The sequence below is a fragment of the Tautonia sp. JC769 genome (assembly GCF_040717455.1).
Classification (GTDB): Bacteria; Planctomycetota; Planctomycetia; order Isosphaerales; family Isosphaeraceae; genus Tautonia.
The window spans coordinates 466,018-483,026 of sequence record NZ_JBFEFH010000001.1 but is presented as its reverse complement, the minus strand read 5'-3'; the positions used below and the strand labels follow the sequence as shown (position 1 = coordinate 483,026).

General features: G+C 68.2%; 13 protein-coding genes, 1 tRNA gene and 1 pseudogene. 5 read left to right on the top strand and 10 right to left on the bottom strand.

Features of this window, described 5'->3' with window-relative positions:
* Positions 1 to 14: 14 nt before the first annotated feature.
* The 3 genes and pseudogenes from AB1L88_RS01985 to AB1L88_RS01975 form a co-directional block, all read right to left on the bottom strand.
* Positions 15 to 1,691, bottom strand: coding sequence for a tyrosinase family protein (locus AB1L88_RS01985; protein ID WP_367094945.1), 1,677 nt, complete (start codon positions 1,689 to 1,691; stop codon positions 15 to 17).
* Positions 1,692 to 2,049: 358 nt separating this feature from the next.
* Positions 2,050 to 2,481 carry an integrase core domain-containing protein gene (locus AB1L88_RS01980; RefSeq protein ID WP_367094944.1) on the bottom strand — a complete coding sequence of 144 codons (432 nt, stop codon included), beginning with the start codon at positions 2,479 to 2,481 and terminating at the stop codon, positions 2,050 to 2,052.
* Positions 2,472 to 3,065, bottom strand: a pseudogene (locus tag AB1L88_RS01975) (IS3 family transposase); the annotation flags it as partial. The pseudogene AB1L88_RS01975 and the gene AB1L88_RS01980, both read right to left, overlap by 10 nt.
* Positions 3,066 to 3,514: 449 nt before the next feature.
* On the opposite strand from AB1L88_RS01975, the gene AB1L88_RS01970 reads away from it, so the two are divergent.
* Positions 3,515 to 4,879: a transposase gene (locus AB1L88_RS01970; protein WP_367094943.1), complete on the top strand. Its 1,365-nt coding sequence runs from the start codon at positions 3,515 to 3,517 to the stop codon at positions 4,877 to 4,879.
* Positions 4,880 to 5,009: 130 nt separating this feature from the next.
* Here the strand turns inward: AB1L88_RS01970 and AB1L88_RS01965 are convergent.
* Both AB1L88_RS01965 and AB1L88_RS01960 read right to left on the bottom strand, forming a co-directional pair.
* Positions 5,010 to 5,096: transfer RNA gene (locus AB1L88_RS01965), tRNA-Ser, on the bottom strand.
* A gap of 13 nt (positions 5,097 to 5,109) precedes the next feature.
* Positions 5,110 to 5,517: a nucleoside deaminase gene (locus AB1L88_RS01960; protein ID WP_367094942.1), complete on the bottom strand. Its 408-nt coding sequence runs from the start codon at positions 5,515 to 5,517 to the stop codon at positions 5,110 to 5,112.
* A gap of 456 nt (positions 5,518 to 5,973) precedes the next feature.
* Between AB1L88_RS01960 and AB1L88_RS01955 the strand changes: the two genes are divergently transcribed.
* Genes AB1L88_RS01955 through AB1L88_RS01945 form a run of 3 tightly spaced genes read left to right on the top strand, consistent with a single transcriptional unit; the run spans position 5,974 to position 10,958 of the window.
* Positions 5,974 to 8,355 (top strand): PSD1 and planctomycete cytochrome C domain-containing protein, encoded by a 2,382-nt coding sequence (locus tag AB1L88_RS01955; RefSeq protein WP_367094941.1) that lies wholly within the window; start codon positions 5,974 to 5,976, stop codon positions 8,353 to 8,355.
* Positions 8,356 to 8,374: 19 nt separating this feature from the next.
* Complete coding sequence (locus AB1L88_RS01950; protein ID WP_367094940.1) at positions 8,375 to 9,838, top strand: DUF1501 domain-containing protein; 1,464 nt, start codon at positions 8,375 to 8,377, stop codon at positions 9,836 to 9,838.
* A gap of 52 nt (positions 9,839 to 9,890) precedes the next feature.
* The gene (locus AB1L88_RS01945; RefSeq protein WP_367094939.1) at positions 9,891 to 10,958 is read left to right on the top strand and encodes a peptidyl-alpha-hydroxyglycine alpha-amidating lyase family protein; all 1,068 of its coding nucleotides are present in this window, start codon (positions 9,891 to 9,893) and stop codon (positions 10,956 to 10,958) included.
* Positions 10,959 to 11,127: 169 nt separating this feature from the next.
* Here the strand turns inward: AB1L88_RS01945 and AB1L88_RS01940 are convergent, their stop codons facing one another.
* From AB1L88_RS01940 to AB1L88_RS01930, 3 genes are all read right to left on the bottom strand, one after another.
* The gene (locus AB1L88_RS01940; protein ID WP_367094938.1) at positions 11,128 to 12,324 is read right to left on the bottom strand and encodes a DUF5009 domain-containing protein; all 1,197 of its coding nucleotides are present in this window, start codon (positions 12,322 to 12,324) and stop codon (positions 11,128 to 11,130) included.
* 149 nt (positions 12,325 to 12,473) lie between these two features.
* The gene (locus AB1L88_RS01935) at positions 12,474 to 13,793 is read right to left on the bottom strand and encodes a DUF1501 domain-containing protein (protein WP_367094937.1); all 1,320 of its coding nucleotides are present in this window, start codon (positions 13,791 to 13,793) and stop codon (positions 12,474 to 12,476) included.
* A gap of 261 nt (positions 13,794 to 14,054) precedes the next feature.
* Positions 14,055 to 14,540 carry a hypothetical protein gene (locus AB1L88_RS01930; protein WP_367094936.1) on the bottom strand — a complete coding sequence of 162 codons (486 nt, stop codon included), beginning with the start codon at positions 14,538 to 14,540 and terminating at the stop codon, positions 14,055 to 14,057.
* Positions 14,541 to 14,833: 293 nt separating this feature from the next.
* On the opposite strand from AB1L88_RS01930, the gene AB1L88_RS01925 reads away from it, so the two are divergent.
* The gene (locus AB1L88_RS01925; protein ID WP_367094935.1) at positions 14,834 to 15,610 is read left to right on the top strand and encodes a molybdenum cofactor guanylyltransferase; all 777 of its coding nucleotides are present in this window, start codon (positions 14,834 to 14,836) and stop codon (positions 15,608 to 15,610) included.
* 1 nt (position 15,611) lies between these two features.
* Here the strand turns inward: AB1L88_RS01925 and AB1L88_RS01920 are convergent, their stop codons facing one another.
* Together AB1L88_RS01920 and AB1L88_RS01915 are read right to left on the bottom strand one after the other, a co-directional pair.
* Positions 15,612 to 15,983 carry a hypothetical protein gene (locus AB1L88_RS01920; RefSeq protein ID WP_367094934.1) on the bottom strand — a complete coding sequence of 124 codons (372 nt, stop codon included), beginning with the start codon at positions 15,981 to 15,983 and terminating at the stop codon, positions 15,612 to 15,614.
* Positions 15,980 to 16,960, bottom strand: a complete 981-nt coding sequence (locus tag AB1L88_RS01915) for a cysteine synthase family protein (protein ID WP_367094933.1) — start codon at positions 16,958 to 16,960, stop codon at positions 15,980 to 15,982. The genes AB1L88_RS01920 and AB1L88_RS01915 overlap by 4 nt, the downstream gene beginning before the upstream one ends.
* Positions 16,961 to 17,009 lie beyond the last annotated feature (49 nt).

Sequence of the window (17,009 nt, the reverse complement as noted above, 5' to 3'; positions counted from 1 at the left end):
ACCCGTCTGGACGCTCATTCGCGCACGGGCGGTTCGCCATCGAGGGCGGGCAACTCGCCGATGATCAGGTCGGCCCCCTTGTAGGGCAGCGTGAGGTCGTCGGGAACGGCCTGGGCGTCGGCGGCGGCCCCGGTGATCGGGACCAAGATCAGCGTCACCCGCAGCGGGCCATCGGCGTCGAAACCCACGCCAAGCCGGCCGATTGCGGGGGCGAGGTTGAACAGGTGCCCATAGAGCATCTGGCCCTCGTGGCCCTCCTCGTCATGGACCCCCATGCCCTCCATCCTCGCGCCGAAGAATGTAAAGCTGCCCAGGTAGTGCGGGTCCGTCGCCGGGGTCTCGGGCCCGGCCCCCGGGAGGCCGAGGAAGGCCCGGACGTAGACCGCCGGGTAACTCTCCGGGTACTCGATCCCTCGGACGCTAAAGAGAACCTGCTCCGAGGGGGCCTCGGCCTCGGCTTCGGCCCGGAAGGCGGCGCCGAGGCGATCACGGGCCGCTGGCTCGAGCGGGACGATCAGGGTCTGGGGCTGACCGATTGCCAGGCGGAGCGGCTCGTCGGTCGCGGTGGAGGCGGGGACGACGAGGGTCTCGGGCCGCCGGGCTTCGTCCCGCCGGCCGATCGCCCCGCCGCCGGCCGCCGCCGCCCCTGCCTCGTCAGCCAGGTCACCGCCGCCGCCCCTGCCCCCACTGTAAGGCTCGTAGGTGACCGAACGGATCTCGGGGTCGTCCATCAGCTCTCGGACGGATCGATCCAGGGCCGTCCCGTCCCCATCGACGAACTCGGTGAACCGCTGACGCCCCCAGTCCTGCTCAGAAGGCTCTGTGTCCCGGGGATTGTGGTGCGACGGGTCAGCGAGCCAGCGGTCCCACAGGCGATCGATATTGGCGTGATGCGACCAGAAGACCGGGTCGAGCGCCGCCGTCGGGGGGATGCGGAGGTCTCCCGGCCGGCCGAGCTGGGGGAATCGGGGGGTCGGAATCCGGTCGTGGAAGCCCACATAGACGTGGACCATGCCGTGCGGCCCCTCCTCGAAGTCCGAGGCCCCGAACGGGCTGGGGCTCGTCTGGCTCCCGAGGGGAGCGGGGCCGCTCCCGAAGGCGGCGAACGTTTGGGCCTCGTCCACTGTCTCCCGGATCCGGCCCTCTCCGACCTGCTCATCCCCCAACAGGATCGGGAAACGACGGTCGTTACCCAGCGGATTCGAGGCGACCGCCCCCTCGAAGATCTCGGGAACCGGTCGCTGATCGGTCCAGTCCCAGTAAGGGATGGTCGGCGGGGGGAGGTCGGGCCGGTAATCACTCACGGCCGCCTGGAGGACCTTTTCGAAGTAGAAGAGGTATGCGCGATGCCAGGGGAAGAACCACCAGTTGCCGTGCGGGCAGTAGTGCGTGTGCAGCAGAGCCTGGAACGTGTAGCTCGTCGGGTCGAGGTCGCTGAGCTCCTCCCGTGAGGGGAGATCGAGCCGGTCCCCGACCCATCCCGGCGGGTGTGGCTCTCGGTCTCGGAGCACCTGGAATGCTTGCTTGTATTTGTCAATCTCATCGTCGCTCAGGTCCCGGACATCTTTTCGCGTGTGGGTTGCCCGCCCCTCGCCCGGGGCTCGAGACGTCGATCCGGAGGCGGTGGAACCGGTCCCCAGGGCGAAGACGCCCATCGCCCCCGCATCGGCCAGGAAACGGCGTCTGGACAAACTCCGATTCGTCGGCATCTCGAAGACCTCACTCGATGGGGGAACGATGACGCCCAGGCTGCCGATCCCTTCGGGATCGCGAGAGCGACGGACGGCCAGGCCCCTCTCAAAACACGACCACACTCCCCAGGCACCGGGATCAGAAAAACCGCAGACGTGCACTCGGATCCATTTCAATAGCGTCGAGGGGCAGCGGAACCCGGCGCCTCAACACAATGGTCAGTCTTGGGAGAAGTGTTCTTCGATTCAAGACAAAAATGGATCGAGGCGAAAATTTGTGCTTTTATACGCCATTGCCCGAAGTTGCCCCCAAGGGGAATGGTCGAGTCGACTTCCCCACGAATGGCAAGTGCGGGGTTCACGGTGATCCGGCCCGCTCGAACTCGTTGGGAGACTGATATCCCGGGGAGGAATGCCTCCGGACTCGGTGATCAAACACCTCGATGCATTCGAAAAGACTTGCCTTAGCTTCCTCCCCCGGGGCGTAGACCTCGCGGCGGATCAGCCCCTTCTTCAACGAGGCGAAGAGGCTCTCCATCGGGGCGTTGTCCCAGCAGTCCCGACGGCGGCTCATCCTGCAGGCGATCTCGGGTTCGGCCAGGATTCGCCGTCCGTGCTCTCCGGCGTACTGGCCGCCCCGATCCGAGTGGGCCACCAGCTCGGGGCCGGGAATCCGCCGTGCGATTGCCACTCCTGGGACATTAACGCCCATGCGACTGTCGACCCGTTGCAGCGTCGACCAGCCCACGATCCGCCGCGTGTGCAGGTCCTCCAGGGCCGTCAGGTACAACCAAACTTCTCGCGCCGGGACAGAGGTGATGTCGGCGTCCAGGCCCGGTCGGCGCCCCCGGCTCGAAGCGTCCACGGGGCGATCGTGATTCGAAATTGGGGTGCACCGGGACCTTCGCCTCGTCTTCGCGGCGAGTTGACGCTGCAGGATGCGCCCCGGTCGAGCAGCTCGGCGTGGATCCGGGGGCTGCCGTAGCAAGACTCGACCTCGCGGTGGATCGTCTCGATCACGGCGACCAGGGCCTCGCGGCGCCGCTGAGCGTCGCTCGGCGGCCGCCCACGCCAGCCGGAGAAGCCGCCGGGGGAGATGCCCAGCACGTCGCGGATCAGCCGGACCGGCCGGCGCTCGCTTTGGACCTGGATGGCCCGGTGCCTTACGACGACTCCCCCGGCGAAGAAGGCCGTCGCGTTTTTCAAGATCTCCCGCTCGGCCCGCAGCCGCTGGTTTTCGGCCCCGAGCCGACGCTGTTCCTCCTCGAAGGGGGGCAAGTGCCCCTCGTTGGGGAGGGCTTGGGCCCCCTGGATGGGCAGGGCACGCTTCCAGTCTCGCAGTTGGCTCTCCGCCAGGTCGAGTTCGCGGGCGACCTCGGCAAGGCTCTTGCACCCTCGGTCACCCCCTCCGAACGGCCTCGGCCTTGAACTCGAAGATGTATTCCCTCCGAACCTTCACCATCGCTGATCCCCCTAACGATCACCTTACGCTCATATCTGAGCTACCACTATTCGTGAGACGCACGACATATGCATTTTTATGATCATTTTTATCCGTCTCCATGCGTCTGGATGTGGTGGGAAGCGACGTGGGAGGGCGTTTCCGGACCGGTCGGTCCGGAAACGCCGAACGCCGCGTCCGGGAAAGGACGCGGCGTTCGGCAGGAGGATCGAAGCTCTCAAGGCATTCGGGCTAGCCAGTAGTTTCCCCGAAAACCTGCACTTCTACCGGACTCCCGTAGCATCTTGAGCGGGGCATCTCCCGAGCGGACCTTGATGGGTTGATCACCACCCCATCCGGTCCCGCACCAGGAGATGCCCCGATGACCGACGCTACGCTGCTCTGGTCGATCTGGCAAGCACTGCTGGCCCCCTTCGCCTGGGCCTTCACCCGGCCCGGACACCGCCGCTTCGTCGAGTGGGTCACCGCCCTGGCCCTCAACGTCGAGGAACATACCGTCACCCAGTCGGTCCTGGCCCTCGAACGGCCGGCCGACTGGCGGGCGATGGAACGCTTCGCCGAGTACGGGGCCTGGGACGCCGGGGCCGTCACCCGCAGCCTGACCCGGCTCGTCGGGCAGGCCCCCGGCCGCACCTGGCACGGCTACCACGTCTCGGCGGTCGATGACACAAAGGTCCACCGCAGCGGCAAGCACGTCTGGGGCACCTGCACCTTCCACGAGTACACCGCCCGCTGCCCGAACCGGGCGACCACCGTGCGGGCCCACAACTGGGTCGTGCTCGGGGCCTTGCTCGATGAGCCCGATCGGCCCGCCTGGTTCCTGCCGGTCTCGGGGCGTCTCTACTTCCGCAAGTCGCAACTGCCGGCACGGTCGGGCTCCGCCGGGCCGAAGGAAGGCTTCCGCACGAAGTGCGAACTCGCCGTCGAAATGATCCGGGAGCAGGCCCGGATCGCCGGCGGGCGGCACTTGGCCGTCTTCGACGGCGGCTACGCCCTGACGAGCGTCGTCCGGCCGCTGGTCACGCCCGAGGACGGCTCGCCTCGGGTCGAGTTCCTCACGAGGTTGCGACACGATGCCCGGCTGCACGCCCCGCCGCCGGCCGAACGCCGCCCGGGGCAGCGGGGGCCGATGCCGAAGTGGGGCAGGAAGCTGGAGCCGCCCCGCCGGGGCGGCCGGTGGGCAGGGCCGTGGCACGAGGGCCGGGCCTTCGTCTATGGGCGGCGGCGTCAGGTCCGCTGGAAGGAGGTCGTGTGCCTGTGGCGGGTCGCCGGCCCCGGGGTCCCGGTCAAGGCGGTCGTCGCCCACGTCGAGGGGTACAAGAAGCGGTTCGCCCTGATCACCTCGGCCGTGGAGTTGACCGGGTTGCAGGTGGTCGAGTTGTTCGCCGCCCGCTTCCGGCAGGAGGACGGGTTCCGGGACCTGAAGCAGCGGCTCGGCTGGGAGCAGTGCCGGGCGTGGACCCGCAACCCGATCGAGCGGACGAGCCGGGCCCAGTGGGTGACGATGAGCCTCCTGCGGTTGCCCCAGTTCCGGCTGGAAGCGGCCGGCGAGGTGGGCTGGTGGTTCCGGCCGCCGTGGAACCGCAAGAAGGACCGGCCGAGCGTGCTCGATGTCGAACGACTGCTGCGGCGACATGGCCCGGAAATCCGGCGACTCCTGTCGGAGTGGCTGGGAGAAGGGCGGGAAGACGGTTCAAGGCGGTCGTGCGGCGGGGTCAGCGGGTAGCGATTCGACGCCGATGGGCGTTCAAGGCGGGAAATCCTGGGCCGATCGAGCCACCCCACGGTGCGGGTAGCGGGGAGACGCTACGCACCGCCGGGGAAGGTGTGAGTGATTCGGGGAAACTACTGGCTAGCGGAGGAGGTGGGATTCGAACCCACGGTACCCTTGCGGGCACACCGGTTTTCGAGACCGGCCCTTTCAACCACTCAGGCACCCCTCCGGGGTTGGTTTCGTTATGAGAGCTTCGTCGGGGTTCGCAGCCTTCGGAAAAATTGGGAGAGCAAGGCACCACACTCGTCGGCGAGGAGTCCGCCCTGCACGGTTGCTCGGGAATTCAGGCGACGGTCGTTCGTGATCCGGAAGAGGGAATCGCAGGCCCCGGCCTTCGGGTCAGCAACACCATAATAAACGGTGGGGAGCCGAGCAAGGACAATCGAGCCGGCGCACATGGCGCAGGGTTCGAGGGTCACGTACAGCTTGCAATCATCAAGACGCCAGGTGCCGAGGCTCCGCCCGGCGATCGAGATCGCAATCCGTTCGGCGTGGGCCGTGGGATCGGAGAGCGTCTCCCGGAGATTGTACGCTTCCGCGATGATCCGATGACCGTGCGTGATGACAGCACCAACAGGTACCTCACCCATCCGTTCCGCTTCTCGGGCCAACTCGATGGCCCGTTGCATCGCCGCGATGTCACCAGGGGAGAACACGCGTGCGACGGTGCGTTGAAGCCGAGGGAACGGGAGGTCATCTCGGACCGCTGGAAGACGGTTCCGGGGACCCGGGAGGAACGTGTTCCCCACGAGTCATCCTATCATCGCCTCCAAACCCGGGAGAGTCAAGGTGTCAGCGATGGAGGGTCCAGCCGCGGAGGGGTCGGCTCGCGGGAAGGCAGGCGGGGCGAGGGTGCCCGGGACCCCGGGGCACGAACGCGATTGGGTTGTGAAGGGAGGTGAGGGAGGATTAAGATCTTGAAGAGGTAGGACGCGAGTGCTCCGAACGCGAAGCGCTTCGTCGCCTGCGGCAAGGCACCCGGGACCCCGTCTCGACGAGTGCCCGTATTCCTTCATCCTTCCCCCCTGCTGACCGAGGCCCCGCCAATGCCTCGTACGAGTCTGATCGTTCTGGTGGCCTGCTTCGTGCTCGGCAACAGCGGGTGGAACCCGTCTCGCGGAGCGACCGAAGACGAGCGGCCCATCGTGTTCAACCGGGATATTCGCCCGATCCTCTCGGACAATTGCCTGTTCTGTCACGGGCCCGACCCGTCGGATCGGCGCGGGGACCTTCGGCTCGACGTGCTGGAGGAGGCCCGGGCCGACCGGGGCGGCTATCGGGTGATCGACGTCGAGGATCCCGAGGCGAGCGAGCTGCTGTACCGAATCACGTCGCAAGACGAGCTGGATCGGATGCCGCCGCCGGACTCGGGCAAGGAATTGTCGGGCGATCAGATCGCCCTGCTGCGGCGATGGATCGCCGAGGGGGCGGAAGACCAGCCCCATTGGAGCTTCGTCCCGCTCAGTCGGCCCCCGGTCCCCGACGTGAACGCGACCGACTGGCCCGCCAATCCGATCGACCGCTTCCTCCTGGCGAGGATCGAGGCCGAGGGGCACTCCCCCGCCCCGGAAGCCGACCCCGTGACGCTGGGGCGCCGCCTCGCGCTCGATCTGACCGGCCTGCCTCCCCGGCGAGCGGACCTGGATCGCTTGCTTCGCGATGGGGGAGCCGGCGGTTACGAGCGATTCGTGGGGGAATTGCTCGCGTCTCCCCGGTTCGGCGAACGCATGGCGATCCTCTGGCTCGACCTGGTGCGATACGCCGACACCGTCGGATACCACGGCGACCAGGAGCACCACGCCACCCCCTACCGCGATTACGTGATCAGGGCGTTCAATGAGAACATGCCGTTCGATCGGTTCACTCGCGAGCAACTCGCCGGGGATCTGCTGCCGGATGCGACGATCGACCAGCGGGTCGCCTCGGGGTACAACCGCCTCTTGCAAACGACGCACGAGGGGGGGGCGCAGGACGGCGAATATCTGGCCAAGTACGCGGCCGATCGGGTCCGGAACGTCTCGACCGTCTGGCTCGGGGCCACGATGGGGTGCGCCGAGTGCCACGACCACAAGTACGACCCGTACTCGCAGCGCGAGTTCTACCAGCTCGCGGCGTTCTTCGCCGACCTGGACCAGCGCGGGGCCTACCCCGGCCCGGACGCCACGCCGACCGTCAGGGCCCCCGAGATCGACGTCCTCGACCCGATCGACCGGCACGCCTTGCGCGAGGTCGAGCGGGCCATCGAGGCGCTGAAGGCCTCCGAGGGGGATCCCGACGAGCTGGAGGGGTTGGAATCGCGACGAGAGGACATCGCCTCGCGATCGCGGCGGATGATGGTCAGCGTGTCGGTCGAGCCCCGGGCGACGCGAGTGCTGGCGAGGGGAGACTGGATGGACACGACCGGAGCGGTGGTCGAACCGGGAGTCCCCGCGGTCCTGCCGGATCTGGAACGCTCGACATCAACATCAACCTCAACGTCTCGCGCCAATCGGCTCGACCTGGCGCGCTGGCTGACGCAGCCCGATCATCCGCTGACGGCCCGGGTCTTCGTCAACCGGCTCTGGAATCAGGTCTTCGGCCGGGGCCTGTCCCGGTCCCTCGACGACACGGGGATGCAAGGGGAGCTGCCGAGCCATCCGGAGCTGCTCGACTGGCTTGCCGTCGAATTCGTCGAGAGCGGCTGGGACGTGAAGCACATGATCCGCCTGATGGTGACCTCGCGGGCCTATCGGCAGTCGTCCGTGCCCGATCCGGCCATCCTCACGGCCGACCCGAACAACGACCTGTTCGCCCGACAGTCGCGGTTCCGCCTCCCGGCGGAGGTGATCCGGGACCAGGCGCTGGCCATCAGCGGCTTGCTGGTGGAGGAACTGGGAGGCGTCAGCGCTCGCCCGTATCAACCGAAAGGCTACTACGCCAATCTGAACTTCCCGAAGCGGGAATACCAGGCCGACACGGGCCTGGGACAGTACCGAAGAGGGGTGTACGTCCACTGGCAACGCCAGTTTCTCCACCCGATGCTCCGGGCGTTCGACGCGCCGACCCGGGAGGAATGCACGACCAGGAGGCCGTCGAGCAACACGCCGATCGGCGCCCTGACGCTGCTGAACGATCCGAGCTTCGTCGAGGCCGCTCGGGTGCTCGCCGCCCGGGTCTTGCAGGAGAGCGAGGGTAGCGATCACGACCGCCTGGCAATCGCCTGGCGATCGGCCTTGATCCGCGAGCCGAACGCGTCGGAGCTGGCGGCCTTGCAACGGTTGCTGGATGCCTCTCGGGCCCGATACGAAGGCGACCCTGCCTCGGCCTCGGCCATCTGCTCGACGGGGATGGCCGGGGTGCCGGAGCCGATCGACCGGGTCGAGCTGGCGGCCTGGACCGCCGTCTGTCGGGCTCTCTTGAACCTGCACGAGACGATCACCCGATTCTGATTGCCGGAGACCTTGCCCGATGCATCCGATCGAAGCCCACCGCCTGCGTTGCTCGCGCCGCGCGTTCCTCGGTCGAAGCTCGATGAGTCTGGGATCGGCCGCGCTGGCGACCCTGCTGGGCAGGGCGAACCCGGCCGTCGCATCGGATCGAGAAGGAACGGCGGGCGGGGCCGATCGGTTCGGGGGCCTGCCGCGGCTGCCGCACTTTGCTCCCCGGGCGAAGCGGGTCATCTTCCTCTACATGGCCGGCGGGCCGAGCCACCTGGAGACGTTCGACTTCAAGCCCGAGCTGGCCCGCATGGACGGCCGGCCCATGCCCGAGTCGTTCACGGCGGGGCAACCGATCGCCCAGCTCCAGGGACAGGAGTTGAAGTGCCTCGGCCCCCGATTCCGCTTCCGCAGGCACGGGGAGTCGGGCCTGGAGGTCGCGGAGTGCCTGCCGGAGATCGCGAAGATCGCCGACGACCTGTGCATTGTTCGATCCATGTACACCGACCAGATCAATCACGACCCGGCGCACACGGTGATGAACACCGGCACGTCGATCTCGGGTCGGCCGAGCATGGGGTCGTGGGTCACTTATGGGCTGGGGAACGAGGCGGACGACCTGCCGGGGTTCGTCGTCCTGACGAGCGAAGGCGGGCGGAATCCGCAGCCGATTTCCTCGCGGCAATGGGGCAGCGGCTTCCTGCCGGGGAAGCATCAGGGGGTGCAGTTCAATTCGGTGGGAAGCCCGGTCCATTACCTGGAGAACCCGCCGGGGGTGGACCGGGCAGGCCAGCGAGCCCTGATCGACACGGTCAACGAGCTGAACACGCTCGGGAACGAGCGATGGCACGACCCGGAGCTGGAAACCCGGATCGCGCAGTATGAGCTGGCGTCCCGGATGCAGTTGAGCATCCCCGAGCTGGCCGATTTCCGGGACGAGCCGGAGCACGTCCTGCGCTCCTACGGCACGGGCGGGGCCGACGGGTCGTTCGCCGCGAACTGCCTGATGGCCCGGCGTCTGGCGGAGCGGGGGGTGCGGTTCATCCAGCTTTATCACCGCGGCTGGGACCATCACGGCGACCTGGTCCGATACATGGACACCTGTTGCCGACTCTGCGACGGGCCGTCCGCCGCCCTGATCGCCGACCTGAAGCAACGCGGCATGCTCGACGACACCCTGGTGATCTGGGGGGGAGAATTCGGCCGGACCCCGATGTTCCAGGGCAAGGGGCAGGACGCAGGGCGCGATCACCACATCAAAGGGTTCTCGATGTTCCTCGCCGGCGGCGGCATCCGGGGCGGGCAGACCTTCGGCGCGACCGATGAGCTGGGCTATCACGCCGTCGAGCAGCCGACGCATGTGCGGGACCTGCACGCGACCATGCTTCACCTGCTCGGGATCGATCACGAACGCTTCACGCACAAGTTCCAGGGACTCGACATGAAGCTCACCGGGGTGGAAGATGCCCGAGTCCTGACCGAGATCTTGAGCTGAGTGAGCACCTTCGATCGCGTCCTCTCCCCGGACCGGAAGACGGAGAACCCTGATGCCCGAACGCCGATTTGTCGCCGCGATCGCCTCGCTGGCCGTGGTGGTGTTGCCGAGTGTCTCCTCCGCCCAGAAGCCGCCCCCGCCGAACCAGGGCCCCCCGGCGGTCTACCCCCGGGTGAGCGTCGCCACCTGGTATCAGGTCGACCCGGACTGGCCGGGCACTCCCGAGGGGATGCCGGGCGGTCATGTGCCCGGGATCGCCGTCGGCCCCGACGGGAATGTCTACGTGGCCGTCCGCGCCGAGCCTCCCATCCGGGTCTTCAGGCCCGACGGCACCTTCGTCCGGGCCTTCGGCGAGGGCGAGAACTCGATGGTCCACCACCTCAAGTTCGATCCGGAAGGCCACCTGTGGGTGGCCGACGTCGGCGATCATACGCTGAAGCAGTATTCGACCTCGGGCGAACTGTTGAAGACGCTCGGGACCCCGAATGAGAAAGGGTGCGACGAGACCCACTTCAACATGCCCACGGACATCGTCGTGACCGAGGCCGGCGACCACTTCGTCTCCGACGGCTACGGAAACGGCCGGGTCGTCCACTTCGACAAGGACGGCAACTTCGTGAAGTCGTGGGGCGAGCTGGGCGTCGAGCCGGGCCAGTTCAGCATCGCGCACGCGATCGCGATCGATTCGGAGGACCGGCTCTACGTGGCCGATCGCAACAACGTCCGGATCCAGATCTTCGACCAGGAGGGGACCCTGCTCGACACCTGGGCGAACATCGTCGTCCCCTGGGGATTCTGGGTGACCGACGACGACGAGATCTGGGTCTGCGGCTCGTCTCCCATGCCCTGGCGCGTGGAAGACGTCACCCTCGGCTGCCCGCCCAAGGACCAGATCTTCATGAAGTTCTCGACCGAGGGCAGATTGCTCATGCAGTGGTCGGTGCCCAAGGGCGAGGACGGCCACGAGCATCCGGGCGACTGCAACTGGGTCCACTGCATCGCCGCCGACGCCGACGGAAACCTGTACGTCGGCGACATCATCGGGGAGCGGGCCCAGAAGTTCGTCCCGATCTCGAATGGTGAGATCGCCGGCCCGGTCGCGGACGCAGACGACGAGTGAGTGATCGGGTCGCGGGGCGGCCCCGGGTCGGATCGGGCCGGGTCGGACCGCCCCGCGTGCCTTCCAGGCCGGACGATCGTCGACGCGGGCGAATCCCGGGGCGGGATCGCCCGCGTCCTCGTTTCGGGGCATCGCCCCGGAGACGGGCACGGGCCGGATTCCGATGCGGTCAGATCTTCAGGAACAGCTTTCGTCGATACATCCAGAACAGCAGGAGCCAGAGCACCAGCAGCACGGCGGCCCCGTGCAGGAGGCGTTCGTAAGGGTCGCCGAGGGCGCGGAAGGTCTCGGCCCCGACGTGGCGGGTGAGGGCGTTGCCGATGAAGCCCTCGAAGAGCCAGCTCATCAGATACGCGGCGATCGAGTTCATGCCGATCACGACCAGGGGGAAGACCCATCGCTTCCAGCCGAGGCCGTCGATCAGGCCGTAGGCCGCACCCAGGAAGAGGAAGCACCAGCCCCCGCTGAACAGAACCCAGCTCGGTGTCCAGATGCGCTTGACCACCGGGCAGATGCCCAGCTCGCCCAGCCCCCATCCGGCGAGCATGGCGAGGAGCCCGGCGGCGAGGAGCCAGCCGACCTTGCCTCGGGTCGATCGGGGGCCCCGGAGCACCTCGCCGGCGATCACGCCCAGCGTCATGGTCGCCAGGGTCGGCACGAAGTTGAGCGTCGCGTATCCTCCCCCGTTGAACAGGAACGGCTCGTCGCGGGGGAACAGGTTGAGGAACCAGCGGTCGAAGGCCCAGGCCAGGTTCGTGTTCTTGTTCCAGTGGGCGGCCAGGCCGTCCATCAGGTGGGGCCAGTCGGGCGAAACCCCCACGTCGGCGAGGTTGAACGACGAGCCGGGGAGCGGGTAGAGGACGAACGCCACCCAGGTCGCCACCAGCAGCACGGCCACCGCGAACCAACGATCGCGCTGCGGACGCAAACCGAGGAGGAAGAGGAAGGGATAGCCCAGTCCGATCTGGGTCAACGTGTCTTCGAACGTGTAGTTGGTCCCCGGCTTGCCGATCGACCTGAGGAAGATGCCCAGCGCGACCAGGACGGCGGCCCGCCAGAGGGCATGCAGGAACAGCCGGCGGCGCGACTGCCCGTGCGCGTTCCGGCTCGCCAGCGAGAACGGCAGCGAGACGCCGACCAGGAAGGAGAAGGACGGCTGGATCAGGTCGTGGAGCGAGCAACCGACCCACGCCACATGAGACTGATGATACCCCAGGAACTCCCAGAGCGGGTTGCCGGGCACGGCGGCGGCGACGCCGGCGAAGTGCAGCACCTCGGCCATCATCAGGAACATGACGAGGCCCCGGTAGGCGTCGATCGACGCCAGGCGGGTCGAGGCCGGTTGCGGGGGGGCGGGCGAGCTCATGGGTGCAGATCGGTCCTGGATCGGGCGGAGGTCGGTCCTGCCTCGGCCGGTCGTCCGCGGATGGCGCCCGAGGGCGGGACGGGGCCCGGCACGATCGTCGCGCGTGCGAGTCCTCGGGCGGAGCGACGGTCGGCCGGATGGGTGATCGGTCAGCCGATCAATTCTCGGATCGGCTCGCCGGTTTCGATCAGCGGGACCGGGCGTCGCGTCCGATCTTCAAAGAAGACCCGGCGCGAATCAATACCGAGGTGGTGGTAAATCGTCGCGCAGACGTCCTGGGGGCTGACCGGGCGGTCGACCACCGTCTCTCCCCGGGCACTGCTCCGGCCGATGACCTGCCCCATCCGCATCGACCCGCAGCCGAAGAGGACGCTGAAGGTCTTACCCCAGTGATCGCGGCCGGCGTCCCTGTTCATGCGGGGCGTGCGGCCGAATTCCCCCATGGCCACGATCAGGGTCGAGTCGTATCGGCCGCGGTCGATCAGGTCGTCGACGAGCGTGCCGATGGCCCGATCGAGCGGCGGGATGAGCTGGCGGGCCCCCTCTTCGGTCTTCAACTGGTTCCCGGTCCCGTGGTGGTCCCACGGGACGCAGTTCACGGTGACGAAGGGGACGCCGGCCTCGACCAGCCGACGGGCCATCAAGGCACTCTGCCCGAACGTGTGGCGGCCGTAACGGTCGCGCAGGGCGTCCGGCTCGGAGGCGAGGTCGAAGGCCTCCGCCACGGCCTTGCCGCCGAGCATGTCGAAGGCCCGGCTGTAGTGGTCGTCGAGGTCGCCCAGGAGCGGCTCGGCCCAGCGGCGCTGGGCGTCGAGCGTGGAGAGGAGCGTCCGCCGGTCCTCGAGCCGGGCCATCGAGAGTTCGCCGGGGCGTTGCAGGTTCCTGACCCGGAACTTCGGATCGTTCGGATCCGACTCGACGACGAAAGGATTGGCCCCGCCGCCGAGATAGGCCGCGTAGTGGAAGAAGTTGTCCGTGCCGCCTCGCAGGTGGGGCACGGCGACGTAAGGGGGGATGCCGGGGCGTCGCTCGCCGATCAGTCGCGCCACGGCCGATCCCATGGCAGGCCGGCGTTGCACCTTGTTGTCGGCGGCGTTGAAGGCGGGGCCTTCGAAGCCGGTGAGCATCCAGTGATTGCCCTTGGTGTGGTCGCCCGACCCGTGATTGACGGTGCGGACGATGGCAAGCCGATCGGCCCGGCGGGCGTTCTCGGGCATCAACTCGCCGAACTGGACGCCGGGCAGGCGTGTGGAGATGGCGCCGAACGGCCCGCGGAAACCATCGGGGGCCTCGGGCTTCGGGTCCCAGGTCTCCATGTGCCCGGGCCCCCCGCTGAGCCAGAAGAGGATGACGCTCCGATCGGCCGGGGCGGGGGAGGCCATCCCCGAGGCCCGCACCCTGAGCAGGTCGCCCAGGGTGAGCCCTCCCAGCCCCAGCACGCCGGCCTGGAGGAAGCTCCGGCGCGTCACTCCATCGCAGTCCCTTGAGCCGCCACCAAGGATTATGAGCATCGAGGCAACTCCCGTCCGGCGATGGGTCGATTGAGCTGAGGGTGTCCGAGGGGCGGGTCGATGTCAAGGACCTTCGGGCGATGCCGGTGGAACTTCGCCGAACCTTCCGGGTTCATACGTCAATGATTCATGACGAAATGTCCGAGGCGTACACGAAGGAAACCCCGCCCTCGCAGCGGGAGGGCGAGGTTCCCGGGTACGGCGAATCCGGCGACCGGATCAACGCTCGGGGCTGGGCGGTTCTTCCGGCTTGCCCTCGCCCTTGATGGCCGCGCCAGCGTTCTTGACCGCCTCTCCGGTCGAATCGGTCGCGCCGGTCGCGGTCTGGCCGACCTCACCGGCGGCGTCCTCGATCTTCTGCCCGGTTTCTTCGAGCCCGACCGACTTGGCGGCCTCGCCCACCTTGGTGGTCGCGGTTTCGGCGGCCTCGCCCACCTCGTCGGCCGAGGATTCGATGGATTGGCCGACCGACTCGACCGCCTCTCCGGTGGCCTGCCGGGCGGAGTCGACGGCGCCTCCGGCGGTGTCCATGGCCGAGTCGATCATCTCGCCGGCCTTCTCGGAGATCGACTCCGGGGCGGCCCCATCGGCCGCGGGCATGGCGTCGGTCACATCGGCCGGCTGATCGCCGGCGCACCCGGCCGTCAGCAGGGCGGCGGCCAGCATCCCGAACCCACAGGCACATGATTTCAGCGCAGGACTCATCGCGGTGAACTCCCGTCGTGTCAGGATCGATCGTGCTCGATCGACGAGACGGGTCGCATGACCCGCAGCCCCCGTCGATCGACTGCTCCGGAGGCGATCGCCCCGCGAAGCCCTTCCCGCCGCGCGAGGCGTTTGGCTCCGGCTGCTGGCCTGAAGCATTCGGCGCCGAAGCTTCAATCGGGGATTGCTTGAGCAAAGCGAATCATGAACCGACGCCTCCGTCACAACGGCACCATTCTAGACCGGCCCGGAGAACTCGTCCAAGGTCTCCCCGAAGAATTTTCCCGGGCCGGATGCCCCGGGGGCCGGCCGTGCCGGGACGCTTGCCCGAAAGAGTCATGGTGCCGACCGATCGGCCCGTCGTAGACTCGACGCTGCGGGGTCCGGTCCGCTTCGACCGAGGGGCCTGGCGTGGTGTCCCGGAACGCAAACGACGGGGGAAGCGGATCATGCAGCGGCTCGGGGCCGTCGTGCTGTGTGGCGGCCGGAGTCGTCGGATGGGACGGCCGAAGGAGTGGCTGCCGATCGGCGACGAGGTGTTGCTCCAGCGCGTGGTTCGGCGGGTTGCGACCAGGGCTTCCCTCGTCGTCGTCGCGTCGGCCGAGGGCCAGGACTTGCCGGCCTTACCGCCCGAGGTCGAGCGGGTCGTCGATCCGGAGCCCGATCGGGGGCCCTTGCAGGGCCTGGCCGTGGGCATGGAGGCGTTGGCCGGTCGCGTGCGATGGGCGTTCGCGTGCTCGAGCGACGCCCCCCTGCTCCGCCCACCCTGGATCGATCGCCTGGCCGAGTTCATCGCGGAGGACGTCGACCTGATCCTCCCCCGGATCGAGGGGCGTGATCAGCCGCTCGCGGCGCTCTATCGCCCCGAGATCGCCGCGTCGGCCGCGGCAGAACTGCTCGCGGCGGGCCGGTCGCGACTGGGCCTGATCCGCGACCGGCTTCGGGCCCGGACGGTCGGCGAGGACCCCCTGAGAGAGGTCGACCCGGACCTGTCGACGCTGCGCAATCTGAACACCCTCGCAGACTATCAGGAGGTGATCCGGGGTCTCGATGCCCCTCGGTCTCCCTGAATCAGGCCATCCAGGGTCGGAAGTGGACGAGGAATCGACTGGCGATGACGCCCAGGAGGGCGATCCCCTTCATGATCCCGAGCAGGGAAAGCCGCCGGGGCCAGGGGGTCCGCCCCCGGGCCGATCGATACGAGAGCAGCAGGATCATCGGCGCGGTCGCTTCGGCCGCGAAGCGACTGCAGGCCTCGACCAGTCGATACCGCTCGAACGCCCGGGGCAGGAACGGGAAGACTTCGAAGGTGGCGGACAGGGCGATCGCCGTCATCGAGGCCGCGGCGATCGCCCCGAGCAGGGCCAGGCAGAGGGCGACGCCGGCGGAGACCGCCGGGCCGTAATCGGGGCCGATCCGGTCGTCGGGTGGGTCCGACATCATCCGCCGAAGAGGTCCGTGGAGAGGTATTTCATCCCGGTGTCGCACGCGAGCATGGCGATGGTGGCCCCGCGTTCGGCCCCCCTGAGCAACTGCACGGCGGCCGTCAGGTGGGCGGCCGTGGAGAAGCCGGTGAACACGCCTTCCTCCTGGGCGAGCAATCGCGCCGAGGCAATCACGTCTTCATCCGTGACTTGCACAAATCCGTCGACGAGCGATCGGTCGAACAGGGGCAATTCGGGGCCGCTCCGGGCGTAGCCGGCTCCCTGAATCCGATGTCCCTGCACAGTGGCCTGCTTCCCGGCCAGGACGGCCGCGGTGATCGGCTCGACCGCGTAAAGCCGGGCCGACGGCTTCTCGCGTTTCAAGGCCCGGCCGACGCCGGTGAGGGATCCGCTGGTGCCGGGGCAATCCACGAAGACGTCGATCGTCCCGCCCGACTGTTCCCAGAGCTCGGGACCGGTCTGGTGTTCGTGGGCGAGCACGCTGCCGGGATGCTCGAACTGCCGGACGCGGACGGCCCCGCGATCGGAGACGATGCGGTCGGTCGCCTCGTCGACTAGAGCGAGGTCGGCCCCGGAGACCTGGCCGGGGACCGATCCGGGGGCCTGATCCACCAGGACGACCTCGGCGCCGAGCGCCGCCATCATGCGGGCCCGCTCGATGCTGTTTCCGCGCGACATGACCGCCACGAACGGATGGCCGAAGTTCCGGCACACGATGGCCAGGCCGGTCCCGGCGTTCCCGCTGGTCAGCTCCACGACGGTCTGGCCGTCGCGGAGCGTCCCGTCGCCCCGGGCCTGGCGGATGATCTCCAGGGCGACCCGGTCTTTCTTGCTCCCGCCGGGGCTGAAATACTCCAACTTCATCAGGAGTCGGCCGCTGAGGTCGAGCCGATTCGCGAGTCGGCTCAGCTCGACCAGGGGAGTCTGGCCGATCGTGTCGAGGATCGACGTGGACAGGGGCGGGGGCGTGCGCATGAGGGGTCAGACCCGAGGGACCGCGAGCACGCCGCCGTCTCCCGGGCGG